This window comes from Pelotalea chapellei, assembly GCF_018531195.1.
Taxonomy (GTDB): Bacteria; Desulfobacterota; Desulfuromonadia; order Geobacterales; family Pseudopelobacteraceae; genus Pelotalea; species Pelotalea chapellei.
The window spans coordinates 1-21294 of record NZ_JAHDYS010000008.1; the positions used below are offsets into that span (position 1 = coordinate 1).

Sequence of the window (21294 nt, forward strand, 5' to 3'; positions counted from 1 at the left end):
GTCCTGGAACAGAGAATCTAGTTACTGTCAGTCCAACATACAAGGCGTAGCAGCGCTACGCCGCACAAGGTGGCTTTCGAGGATGGCGGCGAGATGACTGTTTTTCAACAACCTTTTGATGTGATGACTGCTTGCACAGACTTGTTCCGATGATAGCATTAGATGTGTGTAACGTTGCGGCTTGTCTATAGCTTTCAAAAAGTCTGGAAGAGGGGGTCACTTGAAGCCTGCGCACACTTTCCGTACGGTAATTACAGCACTTCTCATGACTGCTGCCGGCAATGGTGTCCCTCATGATGCCGCATGTGGCGATATATCCGGTGTCGATCATTTTGGAAGCATGGTGGATAATGAAGGGGCCACCCACACCTGTCTTTCCTGTCACGATGGAATTGCTGTGAAAGGAGTTGATTATCAGCTTTTCAGCCGTAATTCCCATATGAATGCCTTGGGCAGTCATCCGATCGATGTTTCCTATCCTGCCGAATGGTCAGGCCGTACCAACTTCGCTTCGAGCACCGAAATCCTGCAGTCCGGGCTTCGTCTGCAGGATGGAAAAGTAACCTGCATCACCTGTCATGATCTGCGTCTGCAGCAGCGGGAACACTATGTTCCGGTCACCATGAACGGCAGTGCACTTTGTCTGACCTGCCATCGGGTTTAACCTTAAAATTCAGCTCACATGAAGCTCCCTCCCCCTTGAATGGGGAGTAACTTATGAGGCGCGCGTTGCAAATCAGGAAAAATTGTTACCAAAAATTACAGCACTTGCTTGATTCTCTCCAGCAGAGCTTCCGTGGAAAAAGGTTTCTGGAGATAGTTGACCTGGTCTTCAAGGGTCTCGCCCCGTAGTCCAGGATTCACCGGATATCCGGAAATGTACACCACCCGTAGTCCGGGAATCAGTGTTACCAGTTTATCGTGCAGTTCCGGTCCGCTCATTCCGGGCATGACCACATCAGATATCAGCAGGTCGATGTGCTGGCCCTCTTTAACAAGTTTCAATGCTGAATGTGGATCAGCGGCGGAAAGGATCTGATATCCCACTTCAGCCAGCATTTCTCCTACCAGATTCCGGACCATCTCGTTGTCTTCTACCACCAGCACCACCATATCGTCAGTTCCTTTGCACGGTGGCTCCTGCAGCATATCCACAACCGGTAATTGACACTGGGCGCAGCTCGCGAAATAAATTCTGAAGCTTGTTCCCTCCCCTTCATGGCTCGAGACGCTGATATGGGCACCGTGTTGTTTGACAACTCCATACACCGTGGCAAGGCCGAGGCCGGTGCCATGACCGACCTGCTTCGTGGTGAAGAATGGCTCAAAAATATGGTTCATCACATCGCTGCCCATGCCGCAGCCATTGTCGCGGAAAGAGAGCAACACATACTCTCCCGGCGCCATGCCGGGATGGAGCCGCGCGGCCTCCCCATCCATGAACACCTTGCATGTTTCGATCACAATGCGTCCCTGATTTTCGAAGGCATCCTGTGCATTCACAGTCAGATTAAGGATAATCTGTTCGATTCGTGAGCGCTCGGCCTTGATGAAGGCCCCCTGTGGATCGAGCAGAAGGTCAATCGTAATGTTTTCGCGAATGGTCCGACGCAGGATGGAGTTGAAGGAGGTGATCACCTCATTAAGGTCGATCGTTTCGGTAGTAACTGTTTGGCAGCGCCCAAAACCGAGTAGCTGTTGGGTGAGATCCTTGGCTTTATTGGCTGCCGCCATGATGCCGTTTAACCGGGATGCCAGGGGGGTGCCTGCTTCCACGGTGGCAAATGCCATTTCCGTATATCCCATGATGGGGGTCAGCAGGTTGTTGAAATCATGGGCGATGCCGCCCGCAAGATGACCGATAGCTTCCATTTTCTGCGCCTGGCGCAACTGGATTTCAAGTTCATCCCGCTCCTCTTCGGCCTGCTTGCGGGCAGTGATATCGCTGTAAACCCCCTGTGCAATGTGCAAACCGTTCTGCAGCATGGTGGCATAGGCAGAGTCATGCAGCCAGACCCAGTGCCCATCCTTGTGCTTTATGCGGTATTGAACATCATATGCAGTTCCATGCTCCATCAAGGAGGCGAAAGCTGTAAAAACCATCTGCCGGTCATCGGGATGGACTCGTTCAAGCCAGAGCGCCTCACCCCCTGCATAAAGCTCTTCAGGAGTATATCCTTCGATCGCTGTTACAACAGGGCTGATAAAATGGGTGGTGCCATGTTCATCCGCCTGCCAGCAGACGACCGGCAGATTTTCGACCAGCAGTCGGTAGCGCTCTTCCGATGCCTTGATGGCGGTGATATCTGAAACTATATGTACTGCGCCGGTGATGACACCATCTTCCCCTATGATTGGATCCACTGTCACTTCAAGCCATTTTTCTTCGATCGAAAGCTGCAGAGAGGCTCGTTTTTCCGTGTCCAGCATTTGCTGAAACGGGCAGGATGATAGTGGGGTAGTGAATTGGTGGGCAACTGAACAGCAGAGCTGGCCGACGATTTCTTCAACATTTTTGCCGAAAATGGTCTGAGTTGCCTTGTTGCAGCGCAGGATACGCCGCTCCAGGTCCATTATCCAGATGGCATCGGCAACGGAATCGAAGGTGGTTTGCCAGGCTGCTGCTGCCGCGGCAATCTCCGCCTGCTGCTCTGCCTGGTGGCGGTTTGCCAGTTCGATACGTCTGATCTGGCGCAGCAGCAGTAAAGTCAGGAACAGCAGGGCTCCACAGGCGGCAGTGGCGATCATGACGTGCTTGTACATGTTTTGCCGCCAGGTGCTCGTGACTTCGTCCGTGTCCAGGTTTGCAGTTACGATCACCGGATAACCGGCCAGGGAATCGTAGGAGATGATGCGGGCACTCGGTTCCAGTAAAGCCTGTCCAGCCTTAATATGGAAGATTCCTCTGGGAGATCGGGGCAGCTGCTGGCGGAAGAGGAAGGACTTGCGGAAATCAGTCTTGAGATCGGTGTCTTTGGCAGGTTCTGTCAGCAGCAGGGCGCCATCATTGCGGACCATGACGATGCGCCCCCGCTTTCCAAGTTCCAGGGAACGGTAAAATTCCATGAAATACTCCGCTTGGAAACCGATGGCTACTACCCCTGTGAAAGTGCCGTTGGCGGAACGGACCGGGCGGGAGATGGTGAAGCGCCAGTTGTTGTGCAGGCGGCTCTTGAACGGTCGTGAGATGAAAGGGGTGTCGTCCATGGGGTTATTCCGGTGATGGACGAAGTAATCCCGGTCAGCGACTTCGGTGGTCGTGGTCGGCAAATCCAGCGAATGGGCGAAGAGGGTGCCGTGTCGGTCCACCAGCACGATGGCATTAGCCTGAGGAATTTTGCGGGGGTGGCGTCTGTAGAATTCGCGGAGGTACTCGCTGTTCACGTTGTCGATGCCGCCTTGGGATTCGATGTGCTGGATGGCGTCCAGCAGAAGCCCGTCCATCTCGCCGAAGGCACGTTCGGCATGCTCGCGCAGGGCGCGTGCGTATCCTCGCGACTGCAGTTCCGCCGCATGAATCGTCAGACGATATTCCTCACGGGCTTGCAAGGCTGAAAAACAGATGATCGACAGGATCAGTATGATCACTGTGACAATGATGTATCGTTTGAAAGCGCGGTAGTCTGGCTGGCTGTTTTTCATTGAGTTTTTTGGAAAATCTACAGTCGTAACCTGCATCTCGTTTTTCCTCTGAGGGAACATTGGAACTGCTGTAAACAAATTACATGTGCATTCTTGCATCACATCTTCGTCACCTTATCATAAATTAAAATAGGGCCGGCATAACTATTTCATATGCCGGCCCGCTATGGAATGAGGTGTCTGTGGGAGACCGTCTCCCGTCAAGTGGTGGGGAATTCAAGTCGATAATTTTTACTTGTAACGTTTTGGTTCGAGCTGTCTCCGGAACAGCCAGAGCAGCAGGGGAAGGAGCAGGAAGCCTATGCCGAGCCCGAGCAGACTGGCCATCGTGTTCCAGGACGTGCGCGCTTCAAGAACTGTTTCTTTCGGGTTCGATGGGGAATAGTAGATGTCGACCTCGCGCCCGACAGGATATTTCGCCACCGCTTCGTGCGCCTCTGCCTCGCCGCTGCCAAAGCGGAAGTCGCCATATCTGACCCGCCTTACGCAGAAGGTCTCTTCGCTGTCCTTATACGTGCCGCAGATTTCCGCTCGCCACCACGGCGCCCGCCGGGTGCTGGAGCGCCGATCAGCAAATGATTTGGTGATGAGCCCCTTGCGCGAGGGCCATTTCTCCGCCGTAGCCATCTTGCCCATCTCGATGGGAACGGCCACTATCGTGAACAGCCCGAATAGAATCCCGGCCAGCAGAACATACCCTAACAATTTTCCCAGTATCTGTTTAATGGCGTTCATGGCCGTATCGGCTCCTCTGCTCGATTAAATCCCAAAGAAATACATTCTATTTGCTGACCAATATTTCCTGTGATATTGTATGTAATATGAATTACCGATTTGTTCTTGATGCAAATGTTCTGGTAACTGCCCTTTGCAACCGTGATGGAGCATCGCATCTTCTGATTCGATGGGCTTTGGCAGATAAAATATCACTCTTGGCATCGCCTCCGCTCTGGCTAGAATATGAGGCGGTACTCAAGCGGCCGGAAATAAGGTTACGCCACGGTATTTCAATTGAAAATCTGGAGATTGTTCTGGACACCCTGGCCGCTCATGTAGAACCGGTTCATTTGAGCTATTTATGGCGGCCTCAATTGCGTGACCCAAATGATGAAATGGTGCTGGAAACCGCACTGAATGCCGCTGCTGATGCGCTGGTGACTTTTAACACGAAAGATTTTGTTGATGCTGCTAGCCGGTTTTCTCTGAAATTAATCACACCGGCTGAATGCATCAAGTTGACAGGAGATATATCATGAGTCAATACGCCCTTCGAATACCTGATTCCCTCGCAGGTTACGCTAAAGAGCTGGCACGCGAAGATAATGTTTCTCTCAATCAGTTTATCGTGATTGCCCTTGCCGAGAAAGTATCTGCTTTGAAGACAGAAGCATTCTTCAGAGAGCGGGCTGAACGTGCTAATCCTGAAAAGGCGTTAAGTATTCTCGATTCGGTCAAGAAGATCCCTCCGATTTCGGGAGACGAACTACCTGGCTAACTTCCCTACATGATTGGTCATGAGGCAATAAGAGTGAATTATTGCGCCATAACGAGTGACGGACGACTCCAGGTACGAGAGAAATTGTTCCCGATCTCGACGACTCTTGAAGATATCTTTCAATAAATTTTTGCAATATTACCTAAAATGATATATCAATATAAGCATGAACGGCAAAGAAATCATAAAAAAGCTCAAAGCACTGGGATGGGAAATCAAGTCCATCAACGGTAGCCATCACCAGATGATAAAAGATGGTGTTAAGGTCACTGTGCCGGTTCACGGAACGCAAGACATTAAAATCAAAACCTTGCTTTCCATAGAGAAACAATCGGGGGTAAAACTAAAATGAAAATCGAATATCCGGCTATATTTGATCCTGCCGATGAAGGTGGATACACTATTACCTTCCCTGACTTCCCTGAAGCCATCAGTGAAGGGGATACACTTGAAGAAGCTAATTACAACGCCATAGAAGTATTGGACCTAACTCTTAAATCAAGGATGGAAGATAACGAGATTATCCCTCTTCCACACTCTGAATCAGGGGCTAACGTGCATATGATTGCGCCGGATGTCAACATTCAGGCGGCTCTTCTCGTCAAGTTAAATCGAGGAGAGAAAAAGTTCTCAGACCTTGCACGAACGCTAGGCACCTCATGGCCTGCGGTATCCCGCTTGGAAGATCCAAAGCATTGGCCGTCCCTTCGTCAACTGGATAAGATAGCGGCGGCCCTAGGTAAGCGATTAGTGTTATCTCTCGAATAACTATTCCAACTGCCTCGGTTTGTCTTTATTTTGTATGGTTTCCTTTCGCTGCCTTGCAGAATCCTTCTTCGATAAGTAGGGGAATCACATAGCTTAAATATTGTGGTGAATATCCATTCTTTATCAACATTGCTCCTATTGAACCATTTGGCGGATTGTCTCTGCCAGACCTTTTCCAGGGTCGGACCAAACCAACGCCACGATTTACTTCAGGTTTATTCCCAAAAATAACAGTTATTCAGGCTTAGAGCTTCGTTTTCGAGGTCAAAAACGGCCTTGTAAGGAACTGGTTCTTCCCTAAGAATGCAGACGTCGTCTTGCTGCCTCTCAATTCTTCTGCTGGCGGCCTTCATCCCAAGTCTTGCCTTTATTGCTTCAACGTAATAACCACTGCCCACGGCAATAGCATCTGTCCAACGATTGTCCCTCTTACTTTCACTGTTCTGCAAGGCGTCCTGGACCCATTGCCGATGATGATCGGCAAAAGATTCATTTGCGGGGACACCGCAGAATTCATGCAGTCCCTGACGGTCAATCACGCCATACCGCATAGGTGGGTTCTGGATTTCGTTGAAGCCGCCTGCCTCCCACTCCGATGGATGCTTTACCACTCCTGCGCGGACCATATTTAGATCGATGTACACAAGGCAACGGATCAGATGCTCATTCCGCTCGATTGCAGTGGCGTGGTAGCGATCTTCCCAGAACGCACCTTTCCGATCTTTACGCAGATTGAATTCCTGGGCGGTCCTCCCGGCTATCAGCTGGATACTATTGGGGATGACATCAGGGCCACTGTCGACAACCAGCAGATGAATATGGTTGGAGGTCACCACGTAGTTGAGCACCCGCAGGCCGAAACGTTTCTTGGCTTCAAATAGCCACGAATGACAGCGCCTCCGGTCCTTTTCGAATTTGAGGAGAAATTCCTTTTTGTGGCAGCGGTGGGTGATATGCCACACCTGCCCGGGGATGTGATGACGGTTTGCTCGTGCCATTTTCTTAAAGACTCGTTTTTAGTACAAAAAAAGGGTGTTTAAGGCCGAAATGAGGCCGATTTTTGGATGAAATTTATGTTATTGCAGGACGTTAGCTTGGTCCGACCCAAGCCACACACATCACAACGGGGCTGCGCCCTTGACCCGCGCCGGGACGCTTCTCAGCCCCGGTCGGTGTCCAAGGGCCTGGTTATCACCGATTTCGCCTATTAACTGCTCAATACGGAAACCAGCTCCCGCAAAAATCATCCTTAGGGGAATCGATTGATCTCCGGAAATTCACCATCTGACTCCCAAAGACAGGGGACGGAGCGCATGCGTACCTTCCAACCGTTGCGGGTGGGATGGTAGCGACGATAGAAGGTCACGAAATTTTTGTCCTTCGGCTGGCAGCTTACTGAGACAAGATTGTCAACTCCCTTTATGAAAATCTTCCTCCAATCAGCCTTTCCTGTCTGGGCAAGATAGATTGGTTCTAGACGCCCGTTGGACGCGAGAGCTACAACACGCTGTAGATGGTTATTCACTACTTGAACAGGAAAGGTCAAAGGGCCATTGTAGGAGCCTGCGGCTTGTGTCAGATCCACCGACACAAGGTAGCTTGGAGCAGGGGCTCCGCGAAGTGGGATGGGATCCAGTCGGGCCAAAGCGGCATCGAGGGTGAGACGGTCAAGTATTTGGCCCTTGCAGCCCCGCAGTTCCAAGACTGCAGGGGCTTGGGAACTGGACTCACCAGTCGCCCATTCCCGATCAACCACGCTGGGGCTTAACGCGGGGTCCAACACCAGCGACAAACGATTGCAACCAATCTGGATATCATCAGCTGCATGAACGACCGAGTTGATGCTGAACATACCGACAAGTAGTAATATTATCATGCGCTTTATGGTATTCTGGGAACCTCAATCCCTGCAATCAAACCTTCGTTGGTTTCAATCGCTTTCATAAGAACATCGATCTGTGAAGATACATTCTTTTCCAAATCAACCCCTGCCTTTTTAAGCTCGGCCAAATAGTGGGTCGTGTCGTTTTCGCTGGGCGGCGTTAGCCTGTCAATGGCATTACGCACTTTCATTGCACCGTACTTGTTGATGTAAAGATTCTTTTGCGCGGCACGACCCTCGTCCAGGTTGGCAAAGACGGCAAAGTGGCCTACTGCTCCTGATACCGAGCCGATCTTGGTTAAGGCATCCCTGCCGGGAGATAAGGGGACAGCGGGAGATAAGGGGACAGGCACCAATTGCACGGCTGGATGTTCATTCAATTAGGTGCCTGTCCCTTTATTGCTATGCTTTTCCCTGGCATAACTTGATTCATTCTCCAAGCTGCCTGCCATCATTGAGGCTTGTACCCTGACCATCAAAATTTACACGCAGTTCTGGGGCACGTGTGTTGATATAGTATTCACCCCTCGGGTGCATACAGGCAAGAATATCCTTGAATTTTTCTGGTGGTAGGCATTTCAGGTCAAAAGGAGGCAGCGAATCTTTTCCCGTATCTTTAAACCATACGATTGCAGCTTTTTTGGGTACTGATTTGGAAGAGTTCAGAGTGACATTGTAATTTACACTCGCAACCGCCCATTTGCAGAAACCAGGTTCAAATTTGTTCAACTCTAGGTTCAACTCATAAGTTCCATTTGTCTTTTTAAGCGGATAAACAAGACGTTCCACTCTTGGAGCGCTAGCGCCCTCTATCCAACTTAACGTTCGATCGCAGAAAGAATTGTGTGTAGTATATACAACATCAAGCGTCTGAAGGGTTACGAGGGAATCAATTGTTCCGGAAATTTTTAATGTTGCAGGACTATTAGCCCGAGTGCGTGGTGCTTCCGCTGCATCAAAAACTTTTTGGACCGGTTCACAACCCGCCAGCATCACGCAAAGTAGGCAAAAATATAAAACTAACCAATTCGACATATTTAGTTTGCTCCTCTCTGCAATAACGGGGCCGAGGCGCACCGGCGTAGCGTCAGCGGAGCCCGTGTGCCGCCGAGTGGTTGTGCCATGTTCTTGCTCTTCAGGTATCTGTCTTACCGAAAATTCCTTCCCACTCTCCCTCCCAGCAAAGATCACGGGCAAGTTTGCCTTCATCGTTTCTGATTTCTGCGTCTGCGCCTTTGCTCAGAAGATACCTAGCTATCTCGAATTCGCCCATTTCGATGGCTTCATGTAAAGGGGTATTTCCGTCTTCCATCTGTATGTTTAGATCTGCACCGTTCTCGACTAGAAGTTTGGCAGCTTCGAGATCACTCCAAGTGATAACAATTCCAAGAGGCGTATTCCCAAAGATATCTTGGGAATTAACATCGGGGGGCTGTTCGGAGGAGGAGAAACCGACAACTCCCCAGCACTTATTCAATACGTCAGATACTGATCCGTACTCGCTCATATTGATTCCTTGGTGCCCAACTCCTTAATCTACGGTTTCCCCATATAGGAAACTTGTTTCTTATATAAGAGACTTGCTTCCTATATCAGGTCTTTGAAAAACCCCAAGATTCCGGCTACATGACCTCATCTTGAAGATTTATTCGGGTTGTTTGGCCTCATTTTCCGATTGTTATGCTGTTTTTGTTGCTCTTTGAAAGCATTTTTGCCGCTAATCCGGTCCAGAGTTCGCCTTCAGGGCGATTTTATCCTGCGTTAGGTGGCACAGATCCCCAAATTTCTCATTCGGACTAGGTTGTAAGCTGTCACCGCCAAGGTAAAGTGCCAGTCGATCTTTTTGATGCCCCTGTAGCGGGTTTTGCGGAACAGCCCCACCGTCTTAAGCCAGCCGAACACCTCTTCAATCCGCTTGCGGAACTTCTGGCTTGCCGCATAGCTTCTGTGTCGGGTGGTGCGACCATCGATGGCTGAACGGCGGCCTTTCTTGGTAGTGTTCTGTGTGACGTGAGGCGTTACATTTAAGTCCCGCATGGCAGAGACGAAGCCAAGGGTATCGTAGTTTCTGTCAGCCGCGATGGTAACCCGACGCTTGCGCGGGGCGATTTTACCAATCATAGCCTTTGCGGTTTCTCGCTCGGCAAAACCATCGGCTTGCGTGACACTGCTCATCACAACCAGCCCATTGAGATTCTCGGTTAACAGGTGTGCCGCAAACGAGAGCCGCGGTTCCTGATTGATGCTTTTACGGTACAGCCTTGCTTCAGGATCAGTGGTTGATGAGTGAGTTTCGTTGGTGAGTTTCTCTCCCTTGAAGTTACGCTCCGGATTCTTTCCTGACGGAAGGTCCTGATCGTCGTCTCTCGGCTTGAAACTTTTTAGAGAAGCCCATGATTGGATCAATGTGCCGTCAACGCTGAAGTGATCCTTGGAAAGCAACTTACCGCGTTTGGCCTGGTCAAGCACTTCTGCCAGGAATCTGGTGGCAATGTCAGTATGAATAAGCCGTTCCTGATTCGTGCTGAAACTGGAATTGTCCCAAACCTGTTCGTCGAGCCCCAAACCAAGGAACCAACGAAACAGGAGATTGAAGTGAATTTGTTCCACCAACTTGACGTTGCTGGGAATCGAGTACAGCACCTGAAGCAGCATGGCCTTGAGTAGCCGTTCTGGCGGAATCGACGGGCGGCCGGTGTGGGAGTACATCTGACTGAATATCGGTGAAAGCTTCTCAAGCGCAGTATCAACCATTTGTCTGATTGGACGAAGTGGATGATCTTTGGAAACAAAGGACTCAGGCGAGAGATAAACGAACAAGGCGTCAGATGATTGATCGAAACCGCGCATACTGTTTCTCCTGAAATATCAGCAAGATATGCACGGCATCATAACATAAGTAGCAGCTAATACCATCATAAATACTCAGAGTTTTTCAAAGACCTGATATAAGATGCTTGAGGGTTTCTTATATAGGAAGCTTTATGGGGCTTTACCGCGTTTCATGAATTCTCCTGAAATCCGCGACTCCAATGCTGTGTTGCGGATAAATCGATATTGTGTCAGCCACATTTTTATTTCGGGATCCCATTTTGCGCGTGCCTTACGTAATTTTTCACGCAAATCCGTTTCATTATAAGCCACCGCAATAGGGACAATATCATCATCTTTAAAGCGAAATGGTGGTTGCCATGATTTTTCATAAACCACAAGCTCTACTGTTTTTATCCGTACCCCACGTTGCTCATCGTACTGGTAACGTACACAAAGAAGCGACTCACCGTATTGCTCAACGAGGCGCTTGGTTCCTTTTTGTCCCGGTTTAAGGTGGCAGTGCGCCTTCATATCTTTCAGCATTAGTCTTCCCTTGTCGTCATACCTGTTAGTGGTTCAGTGCAGATAAACACCTTATGGATACAGGTATTTGCTCGAAAATATACGCAGTCTTTGGTAGGGTGTAAATTAAAATTTCCCAGCAAAGGACCGGCGATGATCCAGCTTCCGGTACAGATGGTTTCAGATTATCGGTCACACCTTCTTAAAGAAGAGTGATAGAGGAGAATCTTCCCGATTACCTGAAATGGCTTCGTTATTTTATCGATTTCTGCGAAAAGCACTGTAGTAACGAAGATGAGTCAGTCCGTATTCGGCAATTTCTGGATAAATTACAGGAGAAAAATCAGTCTGAAAGCCAGCGGCGCAGGGCATACAATGCGGTGGAAAAGAAGTATCCCCGGGCGCCGAAAGAGTTTGCCCACCAGTGGTTTTTACCCCAGAAAAACCTGACGCTGGTGACGGAAAGCGGTGAGCGGCGACGTTGGCGACCTCAACGTACCACGGGGTACGCCTCGGTCTTTCCCTCACTTGCGCCGTGCATATCGGTCTCCTCATTACGTTTTTCAACAACCGGCTAAACATCTCCTCCCTCTCTTCATCCAAAAAGCCGACCCACCTCACCCTCAGGGTAGCGACCCCAAGCTCTTCCAATCCGGCAACAAAAAAGGCAGCCTCGATGGAAGCTGCCTGATACCTGTTTTGATTTGTCGATTCTAAATCAGTCTCGTCTTTTACTGAGCCTTAATTCTCCCTGTTTCAGAAGCTTCAGGATTATGCCGGAGCCAGCTTCATCAAAACCGTCCGGGCCGTTTCCAGAATGTCTTCGAATGCCGTGCCCCCCACTACGCAGGTCAGGCGATAATCCGGAGTGAACTGGAATCGCTTCGGCTCGTTGCGCATCATGGAGATGATCGTGTCCGGCGAGGCGGGCGTGGCAGGGTGGAATGCGATGACGACATGTTTTCCGTCGTAGTCGATCTGTCGTACCAACAGTCGTTTGAGCATGATGCGCAGCTTCATGATCTCGAACAGATAGGATGTGGCCAGAGGATAGGCGCCAAAGCGGTCGCTGACCTCGTTCTGAACGTCGAGCACATCCTCTTCGTTTTCCGCCTGGGTCAGTTTTTTGTAGATCACCAGTCGCTGGTTGGCATCCTTGACATATGCCTCGGGGATAAATGCCGGTACTTTCAGGTTGATCTCCGGCTCGACCCGTTCAACCATTTCCTGGCCTCTCATGCGGCTGATGGTCTCTTCCAGCATCTGGTTGTAAAGCTCGAAACCGATCTCGGTGACCGTGCCGGATTGGCGGCTGCCGAGCATGTCACCCGCCCCGCGGATCTCCATGTCATGAGTTGCGATACGGAATCCTGCGCCCAATTCGGAAATTTCCTGCAGGACCCTGAGCCGCTCCCGGGCATCGGAAGATATGCTGAGCTCACCAGGTATGAGCAGGTAGGCATAGCCGCGCTGGGTGGAGCGTCCCACCCGGCCGCGCAGCTGGTAAAGCTGGGAAAGACCGAATGTGTCAGCACGATCCACGATCAGGGTGTTGGCATTGGGAATATCCAGGCCGGACTCGATGATGGTTGTGCAGATAAGCAGGTTGGTTTCGCCATGCATGAAGCCGAGCATCACTTTTTCCAGTTCGTGCTCCCCCATCTGACCATGTCCCATTGCAATCTTGGCCTCCGGTACTATTGCCGCGATCTGTTCGGCCCGCTTGGCGATGCTGGTGACCCGGTTATGGACAAAGAAAACCTGTCCGCCCCGCCGAAGCTCACGCATGACCGCTTCCCGGATCAGTTCCTCGGAAAAGCGCGCAATAAAGGTCTTGATCGCCAGGCGGTCAACCGGCGGGGTATCGATGATCGACAGGTCGCGAATGCCCATCATGGACATGTACAGGGTGCGCGGGATCGGGGTGGCGGTCAGGGTCATGACATCCACCATGGCGCGAAAGGCCTTGAGCCGTTCCTTGTCCTTGACGCCGAAGCGCTGCTCTTCATCCACGATCAACAGCCCCAGATCCTTGAACACCACATCCTTCTGCAGCAGGCGATGGGTGCCGATGATGATGTCGATATCACCCTTTTTGAGCCGCTCGAGGATGGCCTTCTGTTCTTTTGGAGTGCGGAAGCGGGAGATGACCTCTACGGTTACCGGATAGTCCTTGAGCCGCGCAACGAATGTTTCGTAGTGCTGCTGGGCCAGGATGGTCGTTGGCACCAGCAAGCCGACCTGCTTGCCGTCCAGTGCGGCCTTGAAGGCGCCACGCAAGGCTACTTCGGTCTTGCCGTAGCCGACATCTCCGCAGATCAACCGATCCATGGGGCGCGAGTGCTGCATGTCCGCCAGCACGTCCTGGATAGCCGAGAGTTGGTCAGGAGTTTCCTCCCAGGCAAAGGATGCCTCGAATTCGCGGTACATCTCGTCCGGGGGAGAGAATGAAAAGCCTTCGTGAATCTGGCGTTGTGCATAGATATCCAGCAGTTCACCGGCAAGTTCTTCAATTGATTTTCTGGCTTTGCCCTTTGACTTCTCCCACGAGACTCCCCCCAGCTTATCAAGGCCGGGTGAACTTCCCTCCGGGCCGACATAGCGCTGCACAAGGGCCAGGCGGTCGACCGGCAGGTAAAGTTTGTCCCCTCCGGCATATTCCAGCAGCAGGAAGTCTCCACCAACGCCGCTGACACTGATGTGCTGGAGGCCGCGATACAGGCCGATGCCGTGGTCCACATGCACCATGTGGTCTCCGGGCTTCAACTCAGCAAGGGAGGAGAGGATCTGCTTTTTGCGCACTTCGGAAATGCCCCGGCGTCGCACCCGCTTGCCGAACAGTTCTTCTTCGGCAATTACCGCCAGCCGTGAATCCGGCAGACGGAAGCCCCGGGAGATTTCGCCCAGGAGCAGGGTTACGCGGTTTCCTTCCGGCCTCTCGGGGACCTGTGACACTTCTTCCCCAGGAGCAGGGAGGATGGAGGAGGGGAGCCCTGCCGCCTCCGGGAAGCTTTCCTCGCTGATGACGCAGGGAATTTTGTAAGGGGCCAGCAATTCTTTCAAGCGCTCTGCCTGGGGGCGCTGGTGACAAGCAATCAGGATATGGTAGTTGCGGTCGAGCCAGTCCCGCAGATGGTTGGAAAGCGGAGCAAGGGCGTGGGTGGTCTCCTTTGAGACGGTCACACGTAGATCGCCATTGTCCTGGCAGGGGATGCTTATTGAGGCGGAGACCTCGCCGCCGGTGAGGTTCAATACAGGAAACTTCAGGCCGGCTCGCCGTGCAATGATTGCCTGGAGTTCCTGCTGATCGAGGAACAGCTTTTCGGGAGGGGCATGGGGTAGGCGGCCGGTGCGTGCCGTTTCGGCGCCTTTCTCAATTTCTTCGCCCAGGTGTTGGCAGGATTCCTGGATCAGATCGGGATCAAGCAGCACCAGTGTCGCATCAGGAGCATAGTCGAATATAGTCTCCATACCCGGATGCAGCAGCGGCTGAAGAAATTCCACCCCCTGGTAATATACGGAGCTCTTCAGGTCGTTCAGGATCGCCAGTCGCCGATCCGCTGGGATATCCAGATCATCGCAGCAGGTCTTCAGCCGCGGAGCGATATTTTCCAGCACCTCATCGGTCAGCAGGATTTCCCGTGAAGGGAGCAGAACCAGTTCATCGATGGCCTGAAGGGAACGTTGGGTAAGGGGGTCGAAAGAACGGATGGTTTCTGCTGTGTCTCCAAAAAACTCGATGCGCACCGGTGTCGGCAGGTTGGGTGGAAAAATGTCCAGAATTCCGCCGCGTACCGTGAAAGTGCCGCGATCTTCCACCAGCGGAGCATTGGCGTAACCCATCTTGATCAACCGTGCCAGCAGGTCGTCGCGTTCGAATTCTTCACCAGCCACCAGATAGCAGGAGGCATCGCTGAAAGTCTGCCGTCCCAGCACCCGCTGCAGGGCAGCAGCCACAGGCAGGACCACCACGCGCCCCAGCCCGTTTTGCAGGCGGAAGAGGGTGTCCAGGCGTGCTCCGGAAATATCAGGGTGGGGGGATGCTGCAGTAAAGGGTGGTACATCCCAGGCAGGGAAGGAGAGGGGGGTGCTGCCGCCGGTAAAAAAACCAAGCTCGAGGCAGAATTCATCCGCTGCAGCCTGGTCCGGTGTGAGCACTATCAACTGCTTCAGCTGCAAACGGAGCAGTTCTGCCACTACCCAGGCCGCTGCAGATCCTTTCAGTCCGGGGAGCGCAATGTGCCCGGAGTTGCGTTGCAGGGCAGCTAGAATTTCTGCTGTTTGGGGTGTGAAGATCGATTTGTTGCTGGATTGCATGTTTGGACCATAATTGGACAAATTGATGTGTTGTTATGCGCGCCGACGAGCCTTTATCTTGGGTCTTCCATTTTCTATTACTACGCGGAATACCAAATCATCACTACCCAGGCGGGTAGCCAAAGCAGGCTTGCTTTTTTCGATGCTTTTCGCTACCGCTTCCCGGCTCAAGTTTTCCACGGGAAGGTTGCACTTTTGACGCGCCTCGCGATACTCCGAGTAAATGCGCTCCAGGTCAATCTCCCGGCTCGATTCGCCATTATCCTGTCGTTGGTTTTCCCTGGTGCTGTGCTGGTTGCGATGCAGGTCGCTGATAAAGCGGTCACGGGAATATCTGCCTTCATCGATCAGCCGCAGAATTCTGTTCCAGTGTTCGCGGTAGGTGCTGAGGCGGGCAACAAGCATCTGATACTTGTGTTTGTACATGGTGTTGTTGATGGGAGTTGCAGAATGCAGTCGCGCCAGTTTCTCTACTGTTCCCAGTAACTGGAGTGGTTCGCGCTTTTCAAGCCCGATGAAATACTGCTCGTAACGGGTTATCAGCTCCCCGAGCTGATGTTCCAGTTGTGTGAGGTCTTCTGCAATAGCCATTGATCAACCCTTGTGCAGGTTCTTGGAGCAAATTGAAAGGATATATCCAAACTACCCTCACAGTAAAGCTTTAAACAGGTTGTTGAAAATCTACTGCAGGGTCGATCTGCGGGATGGTCCTTGATGAGGTTCAAATGATATTTCAGGTCTGCTTAAGTCGTTTTGATCGTGCTCACTAATTGCTCTTGGCCTTCTTGTCACGTTTTCCCGTAGTCCGTGAATTCACCGCATATTGACTTGACTGGGGTGGGGCCTTCGCTTACACTATTGCGGCAAATAATGAAGTAAAACCAATCAGAAACAGCTGGAGCCCCTATGGAAAATATTGCTGCGGTTGTCCTTGCTGCCGGCAAGGGTACTCGCATGAAATCCGGGATAGTGAAGGTTCTGCATCCTGCCGCCGGCCGGCCGATGATAACCTGGCCAGTGGATGCGGCCCGCCTGGCGGGAGCCGCACCGATTGTGCTGGTGGTCGGTCATCAGGCCAATGCGGTTTCCAATACGTTTCGCGGCGCCGATGACATCCTTTGTGCCATGCAGGAAGAACAACTGGGAACTGGCCATGCTGTGGCCTGTGCCAAGGGTGCGCTGCAGGGTTTTAACGGCACGGTGCTGATCCTGTGCGGCGATACGCCGCTATTGAGAGGGGAAACTCTTCGCGAACTGATCGCTTTTCATCGTGGACAGGAAGCGGTGCTGACGGTGCTGACCGCGCGTATGGATGATCCTCATGGATATGGGCGGGTGGTACGTGACCAGTCCGGCCAGGTGCTGGCCATTGTCGAACAGAAAGATGCAACTCCGGAACAGCAGGCTATTACGGAGATCAACAGCGGTATCTACTGTATGGAGTCGGACTTCCTTTTTTCCAATATTTCTTCCATCAGCAGCAACAATGCTCAAAATGAATTCTATCTTACCGATCTGCTTTCCATTGCCGTGAATAAAGGATTGACCTGTCTGGCGCGCTGTATTGCTGATGCTGATGAAATCATGGGGGTCAATGACCGTGGCCAACTGGCGATGGCTTCCACGATCCTGCGTCAGCGCATCAATCACGAGCTGATGTGTTCCGGCGTCTCCATGATCGATCCTGGGCATACCTATATCGACCATGGAGTAGCAATCGGCCCGGATACCATTATCCACCCCAATTGCACCATTGGGGGCAATACCGTTATCGGTAGCAACTGCACCATTGAAGGCAGTGTGACCATCGATAGCTGTCAGATTGGTAATGATTGCCATATCAAGGCCGGATCTGTTCTGGAAAGCTCCGAACTGCAGGACGATGTGACAGTCGGCCCGATGGCCCACCTTCGGTCCGGCACTGTGCTGCAGGATCATGTCAAGATCGGTAATTTTGTTGAAACCAAGAAAGCGGTCATGGGGAAAGGGTCAAAGGCCTCTCACCTGACTTATTTGGGGGATGCCGAGATCGGCAGTGATGTCAATATCGGCTGCGGCACCATCACCTGCAATTATGACGGCGTCAAAAAGCACCGCACGGTGATCGGCGACAATGTATTTATCGGCAGTGACGTACAGTTGGTAGCTCCGGTGACGGTAGGCAGCAACTCCCTGGTAGCAGCTGGAACGACTGTTACGAAAAATGTGCCACAGGATTCTCTGGCAATTGCCCGCGTTCCCCAGGTTAATAAGGAAGGCTGGCGCTTGAAAAAGAAATAGCGCTGCTTTATCGAGACAGAAAAACGCCAGCCGGTAGCCTTCCCGCTGCCGGATACTCATAAATTGCACCGGAACCATAGTGAACGATTTGCAGCTGGAACCAACAAACGCTGAATTGGTTCTTATCATTGAAGATGATGCCGGACTCAGTGACCTGATGATGTCGGTCCTTGAAGACGAAGGCTATGCCAGTGCCTGTGCCACCAGTGGTCGCCAGGCCATGGAACTGCTGGCAACACGTACTGCCGGCCTGATCATGCTGGATTATGCTTTGCCCGACATGACCGGAGCTGCCTTTATCGAGCAAATCCGGGAATTAGGCTGCATGATTCCCTTTGTCATGGTGACTGGCCGGGATGACGCCAGTCTTGCCGTGCAGATGATGAAAACCGGCGCCTGTGATTACATGCTCAAGGACACTACATTTCTTGACCGTCTGCCTGCTGTGGTCAGCCGTGCTCTCAATGATGCCCGCATTCGCGAGCGTCTCCAGCGTGCAGAAATGTCCTTGCGACAAAGCGAGCGACGCCTTGCCCGGGCGCAGAAAATCGCTCGCATGGGAAGTTGGGAATGGAATGTTGTTACTGGTGAAATTTACTGGTCAGACGAGTTGTACCGGATTTTCGGATTTGCGCCGCGTGAACCGGCAGTCATTGACATGGAATGGATTTTCGGACTGGTCAACCCCACTGACATGGCGGCCTTCCGGAAAGTCATGCTGGCCGCCGCCAAAAATGCACAGCCCTTCAACATTGTTTATCGTATCAATTCGCTCACGGATGGTGAAGTTGTAGTCAACAGCCAGGGAGAAGTTGAATGTGACAGCTCCGGTAATGTGGTGCTGGTTTCCGGCACAACTCTTGACATAACAGCCCGCATTCGCGCCGAGAGTGAAATCCAGCAGCTGATCAACTACGATACATTAACCGGCCTTCCCAATCGCAGCCTGCTTCACGACCGGCTCAAGCTGGCCATTGCCCAGGCGGCGCGGGAACACAACCTGGTCGGAGTGCTGCTGCTCGATCTGGATCGTTTCAAGAGTATCAATGAAACTCTCGGCCATCGGGCGGGTGATAAACTACTTAAAACAGTGGCAAAGCGTCTCTCGGCATGTGTGCGTGAGAGTGATACCCTGGCGCGGTTGGGTGGTGATGAATTTGTTACCATTCTGATCGGAGTCAGTTCAGAGGATGGCATAACCACTGTTGCAAAGAAGGTTTTGGCTCTGATAGCCGAGCCGATGTACATAGATGGTCATGAGATCTACACTTCAGGCAGCATCGGCATTGCCGTATATCCCATGGATGGAGAAGATGGCCACACCCTGCTCAAGCACGCCGATCTTGCCATGTATCAGGCCAAGGAGCAGGATCGCAACAATTTCCAGTTTTTCTCCCGTGAGATGAATACCAAGGTGCTGGAGCGGATGATGCTGGAGACTTCCATGCGCAAGGCACTGGATCGGGAGGAATTTTTCCTGGTATATCAGCCCCAGGTGGATGTCCGCAGCGGCCGCATCATCGGGATGGAAGCCCTGTTGCGCTGGCAGCATCCCGATATGGGACTGCTTGGGCCGGATAAGTTCATCTATCTCGCTGAGGACAACGGATTTATCATCCCTCTCGGCGAGTGGGTACTGCGTGCCGCCTGCAAGCAGAATAAGGCCTGGCAGGATGCCGGGCTGACCCCGGTGCGGGTGGCGGTAAATTTATCCAGCAAGCAGTTCGGTCAGCAGCGGCTGGATGAAATGATCGCATCGGTGCTGATGGATACCGGTTTGGAACCTCAATGGCTCGAGGTGGAAATCACCGAAAGCGCTATCATGAAAAACGCGGAGCAGAACGCCACCATTCTGCACAAACTCAAAGAAATGGGCATTGCCCTGGCTATTGATGATTTTGGTACAGGCTATTCCTCTCTTTCCTATCTCAAGCACTTTCCCATCACCCGTTTAAAGATCGACCGTTCCTTTGTGCGGGACATTACCACCAACCCCGATGACGCAGCCATTGCCGAAATCATTATTGCCATGGCCCAGACGCTGAAGCTCAACGTCATTGCAGAAGGGGTTGAAACCCGTCCCCAGATGGAATTTCTTTCCTTCCATAATTGCGTGGAAATGCAAGGTTATCTTTTCAGTCGTCCCGTGCCGGCTGAAGAATTTGCCAGACTTCTTCGCGAAGGTCTCAAGTACTGATCAACGCTTTCTCCACACGTCCGATTCGTAGCAAACCGCCTGCCTTTCAGCCAGAATCCCACCAGATTCCCCGGTTTCCATTGTCTTGGCACGCTTGACGCTGTCCTGCATGGAATGGTATGGAATTAAAAATATTTTTATGTTTTGGGGGTATGCATGATCAAGCTGTTTTGGTCAGGTCTTTTGACAATGTTGCTGCTATCCGGCTGCGGCTGGAATGGAACTCCGACTCGCCACAACGATGTAGCACCTCCTACTTCGATCACGATCACCGCAGAGTTACCTGTTATTGCTGCCAAGACTTCCACCAAGCTCAAGGTAACAGGTGACTATTCCGGAAAATACACTCTGGATCTTACGGATCAGGCGGTCTGGTCGAGTGATTCACCCGGCATAGCTGATTTCTCTGCGGCCAGTCCCAACCGTGTGGTTGCGCATGCCCCGGGGACAGCAATTCTGACGGCAAACGTGAGGGGGGTGACGAGCACCTTTCAGCTGACGGTCAGCAATGCTAAAATCTCCGCGGTGATAATCAGCCCTGTCGATCCAACCATTCCCGTTGGTCTCACGACCCAGTTTACCGCAAGCGGTAGCTTTTCCGACTCAACAACCCAGGATATAACACCGGATTCCGCCTGGGCTTCAGACACACCAAATATAGCAACCATAAGCAACGCTGACGGCAGCAAGGGCTTCGCCCATGCTCTCGCAGTCGGCACATCAACCATCAGAGCGACCTTTGACGGAATGAGCGACACAACTGTGTTGACTGTCTCGGCACCTGTACCGGTTTCAATTACGATTACAACACCTGCCAGTGACAATCTGATCGTCGGCGCTAACAGAGACTTTACCGTGACGGCCACAATGAGTGACGGCACCCCTCAAATTGTGACCCCTGACAGCGAGTGGAGCACCAGCGATGCTGCAATAGCCACGGTCGGCAATGCTGCACCCGATAAGGGAAAAGTCACGGGTGTCGCCGCAGGCTCTGCCACCATCAGTGCCGTATATGCAGGTCTGACCGCTACGGCGAATGTGACAGTCGCTGCGAAAGTAGTTCAAAGTCTGGCCATTGACCCACCTCCAGCTACTTTCCTGTCTATTACCTCACCATTTACATTTCAAACTTTAACCCCAGTTCAATTTACGGCCACAGCCACTTACAACGACGGTTCCACCCAGGTTGTGACCGCTCAAGCTGCCTGGACCAGCAGCTTGCCTAATAGTGTGAGTGTCAATAATGGGCTGGTAACGCCAATTAGTGCCAACACGGCAATTATCACAGCTAGTTTTGAGGGACTGAAGCAAACAGTAACTGTCATCGTGCCATGAGCGGCATATATGGAATCATCACAAATTAAATTTTCCAGGAAG

Annotated in this window: 20 protein-coding genes; 9 read left to right on the forward strand and 11 right to left on the reverse strand. The window is 51.9% G+C overall.

The features are described from left to right. The first annotated feature begins 220 nt into the window (after window positions 1-220). On the forward strand, window positions 221-664 hold the full coding sequence (locus KJB30_RS09545; RefSeq protein WP_214298484.1) for a cytochrome c3 family protein: 444 nt from the start codon (window positions 221-223) through the stop codon (window positions 662-664). Between the two features lie 95 nt (window positions 665-759). Here the strand turns inward: KJB30_RS09545 and KJB30_RS09550 are convergent, their stop codons facing one another. After that, window positions 760-3678 carry a PAS domain S-box protein gene (locus tag KJB30_RS09550; RefSeq protein WP_214298486.1) on the reverse strand — a complete coding sequence of 973 codons (2919 nt, stop codon included), beginning with the start codon at window positions 3676-3678 and terminating at the stop codon, window positions 760-762. 195 nt (window positions 3679-3873) lie between these two features. After that, on the reverse strand, window positions 3874-4377 hold the full coding sequence (locus tag KJB30_RS09555) for a DUF3592 domain-containing protein (protein WP_214298488.1): 504 nt from the start codon (window positions 4375-4377) through the stop codon (window positions 3874-3876). A 50-nt stretch (window positions 4378-4427) separates the two neighbouring features. On the opposite strand from KJB30_RS09555, the gene KJB30_RS09560 reads away from it, so the two are divergent. From KJB30_RS09560 to KJB30_RS09575, 4 genes are all read left to right on the forward strand, one after another. Continuing rightward, window positions 4428-4898, forward strand: a complete 471-nt coding sequence (locus tag KJB30_RS09560) for a putative toxin-antitoxin system toxin component, PIN family (protein ID WP_214298490.1) — start codon at window positions 4428-4430, stop codon at window positions 4896-4898. Further along, window positions 4895-5137 carry a toxin-antitoxin system HicB family antitoxin gene (locus tag KJB30_RS09565; protein ID WP_214298492.1) on the forward strand — a complete coding sequence of 81 codons (243 nt, stop codon included), beginning with the start codon at window positions 4895-4897 and terminating at the stop codon, window positions 5135-5137. Before KJB30_RS09560 ends, KJB30_RS09565 begins: the two co-directional genes overlap by 4 nt. Window positions 5138-5303: 166 nt before the next feature. After that, window positions 5304-5489, forward strand: a complete 186-nt coding sequence (locus tag KJB30_RS09570; RefSeq protein WP_246545614.1) for a type II toxin-antitoxin system HicA family toxin — start codon at window positions 5304-5306, stop codon at window positions 5487-5489. Next, window positions 5486-5905 (forward strand): type II toxin-antitoxin system HicB family antitoxin, encoded by a 420-nt coding sequence (locus KJB30_RS09575; protein ID WP_214298494.1) that lies wholly within the window; start codon window positions 5486-5488, stop codon window positions 5903-5905. Before KJB30_RS09570 ends, KJB30_RS09575 begins: the two co-directional genes overlap by 4 nt. A 215-nt stretch (window positions 5906-6120) precedes the next feature. Here KJB30_RS09575 and KJB30_RS09580 read toward each other — a convergent pair whose 3' ends face one another. The 7 genes from KJB30_RS09580 to KJB30_RS09610 all read right to left on the reverse strand — a co-directional run bounded on the left by KJB30_RS09580 (window position 6121) and on the right by KJB30_RS09610 (window position 11144). Next, window positions 6121-6903 carry a transposase gene (locus KJB30_RS09580; protein ID WP_214298496.1) on the reverse strand — a complete coding sequence of 261 codons (783 nt, stop codon included), beginning with the start codon at window positions 6901-6903 and terminating at the stop codon, window positions 6121-6123. 251 nt (window positions 6904-7154) lie between these two features. Beyond that, complete coding sequence (locus KJB30_RS09585) at window positions 7155-7781, reverse strand: hypothetical protein (RefSeq protein WP_214298498.1); 627 nt, start codon at window positions 7779-7781, stop codon at window positions 7155-7157. 5 nt (window positions 7782-7786) lie between these two features. Further along, window positions 7787-8167 carry a hypothetical protein gene (locus KJB30_RS09590; protein ID WP_214298500.1) on the reverse strand — a complete coding sequence of 127 codons (381 nt, stop codon included), beginning with the start codon at window positions 8165-8167 and terminating at the stop codon, window positions 7787-7789. 49 nt (window positions 8168-8216) lie between these two features. Beyond that, window positions 8217-8822 (reverse strand): hypothetical protein, encoded by a 606-nt coding sequence (locus KJB30_RS09595; protein WP_214298502.1) that lies wholly within the window; start codon window positions 8820-8822, stop codon window positions 8217-8219. Between the two features lie 100 nt (window positions 8823-8922). Next, the gene (locus tag KJB30_RS09600) at window positions 8923-9294 is read right to left on the reverse strand and encodes an ankyrin repeat domain-containing protein (protein ID WP_214298504.1); all 372 of its coding nucleotides are present in this window, start codon (window positions 9292-9294) and stop codon (window positions 8923-8925) included. Window positions 9295-9548: 254 nt separating this feature from the next. Continuing rightward, window positions 9549-10637: an IS5 family transposase gene (locus KJB30_RS09605; RefSeq protein ID WP_214298506.1), complete on the reverse strand. Its 1089-nt coding sequence runs from the start codon at window positions 10635-10637 to the stop codon at window positions 9549-9551. Between the two features lie 132 nt (window positions 10638-10769). Then, entirely contained in the window at window positions 10770-11144 is a 375-nt protein-coding gene (locus KJB30_RS09610; RefSeq protein ID WP_214298508.1) for a hypothetical protein, read from the reverse strand. Window positions 11145-11335: 191 nt separating this feature from the next. Between KJB30_RS09610 and KJB30_RS09615 the strand changes: the two genes are divergently transcribed. Then, on the forward strand, window positions 11336-11701 hold the full coding sequence (locus tag KJB30_RS09615; protein ID WP_214298866.1) for a hypothetical protein: 366 nt from the start codon (window positions 11336-11338) through the stop codon (window positions 11699-11701). A gap of 193 nt (window positions 11702-11894) precedes the next feature. On the opposite strand, the gene mfd is transcribed toward KJB30_RS09615, so the two are convergent. Together mfd and KJB30_RS09625 are read right to left on the reverse strand one after the other, a co-directional pair. Further along, window positions 11895-15440: a transcription-repair coupling factor gene (gene mfd, locus KJB30_RS09620; RefSeq protein ID WP_214298510.1), complete on the reverse strand. Its 3546-nt coding sequence runs from the start codon at window positions 15438-15440 to the stop codon at window positions 11895-11897. Between the two features lie 33 nt (window positions 15441-15473). Next, window positions 15474-16031 (reverse strand): MXAN_5187 C-terminal domain-containing protein, encoded by a 558-nt coding sequence (locus KJB30_RS09625; RefSeq protein ID WP_214298512.1) that lies wholly within the window; start codon window positions 16029-16031, stop codon window positions 15474-15476. Between the two features lie 315 nt (window positions 16032-16346). On the opposite strand from KJB30_RS09625, the gene glmU reads away from it, so the two are divergent. From glmU to KJB30_RS09640, 3 genes are all read left to right on the forward strand, one after another. Continuing rightward, on the forward strand, window positions 16347-17720 hold the full coding sequence (gene glmU / locus KJB30_RS09630) for a bifunctional UDP-N-acetylglucosamine diphosphorylase/glucosamine-1-phosphate N-acetyltransferase GlmU (RefSeq protein WP_214298514.1): 1374 nt from the start codon (window positions 16347-16349) through the stop codon (window positions 17718-17720). A 79-nt stretch (window positions 17721-17799) separates the two neighbouring features. Next, window positions 17800-19917: an EAL domain-containing response regulator gene (locus KJB30_RS09635; RefSeq protein ID WP_367618961.1), complete on the forward strand. Its 2118-nt coding sequence runs from the start codon at window positions 17800-17802 to the stop codon at window positions 19915-19917. A gap of 156 nt (window positions 19918-20073) precedes the next feature. Beyond that, on the forward strand, window positions 20074-21252 hold the full coding sequence (locus KJB30_RS09640; RefSeq protein WP_214298516.1) for an Ig-like domain-containing protein: 1179 nt from the start codon (window positions 20074-20076) through the stop codon (window positions 21250-21252). The last annotated feature ends 42 nt before the right edge of the window (window positions 21253-21294 follow it).

Coding starts and splice junctions, on each gene's coding strand:
- KJB30_RS09575 (WP_214298494.1), top strand. CDS start 5,486: ATGAAAATCGAATATCCGGCTATATTTGATCCTGCCGATGAAGGTGGA.
- KJB30_RS09570 (WP_246545614.1), top strand. CDS start 5,304: ATGAACGGCAAAGAAATCATAAAAAAGCTCAAAGCACTGGGATGGGAA.
- KJB30_RS09565 (WP_214298492.1), top strand. CDS start 4,895: ATGAGTCAATACGCCCTTCGAATACCTGATTCCCTCGCAGGTTACGCT.
- KJB30_RS09580 (WP_214298496.1), bottom strand. CDS start 6,903: ATGGCACGAGCAAACCGTCATCACATCCCCGGGCAGGTGTGGCATATC.
- KJB30_RS09550 (WP_214298486.1), bottom strand. CDS start 3,678: ATGCAGGTTACGACTGTAGATTTTCCAAAAAACTCAATGAAAAACAGC.
- KJB30_RS09640 (WP_214298516.1), top strand. CDS start 20,074: ATGATCAAGCTGTTTTGGTCAGGTCTTTTGACAATGTTGCTGCTATCC.
- KJB30_RS09585 (WP_214298498.1), bottom strand. CDS start 7,781: ATGATAATATTACTACTTGTCGGTATGTTCAGCATCAACTCGGTCGTT.
- KJB30_RS09555 (WP_214298488.1), bottom strand. CDS start 4,377: ATGAACGCCATTAAACAGATACTGGGAAAATTGTTAGGGTATGTTCTG.
- glmU (WP_214298514.1), top strand. CDS start 16,347: ATGGAAAATATTGCTGCGGTTGTCCTTGCTGCCGGCAAGGGTACTCGC.
- KJB30_RS09610 (WP_214298508.1), bottom strand. CDS start 11,144: ATGCTGAAAGATATGAAGGCGCACTGCCACCTTAAACCGGGACAAAAA.
- KJB30_RS09605 (WP_214298506.1), bottom strand. CDS start 10,637: ATGCGCGGTTTCGATCAATCATCTGACGCCTTGTTCGTTTATCTCTCG.
- KJB30_RS09595 (WP_214298502.1), bottom strand. CDS start 8,822: ATGTCGAATTGGTTAGTTTTATATTTTTGCCTACTTTGCGTGATGCTG.
- mfd (WP_214298510.1), bottom strand. CDS start 15,440: ATGCAATCCAGCAACAAATCGATCTTCACACCCCAAACAGCAGAAATT.
- KJB30_RS09600 (WP_214298504.1), bottom strand. CDS start 9,294: ATGAGCGAGTACGGATCAGTATCTGACGTATTGAATAAGTGCTGGGGA.
- KJB30_RS09625 (WP_214298512.1), bottom strand. CDS start 16,031: ATGGCTATTGCAGAAGACCTCACACAACTGGAACATCAGCTCGGGGAG.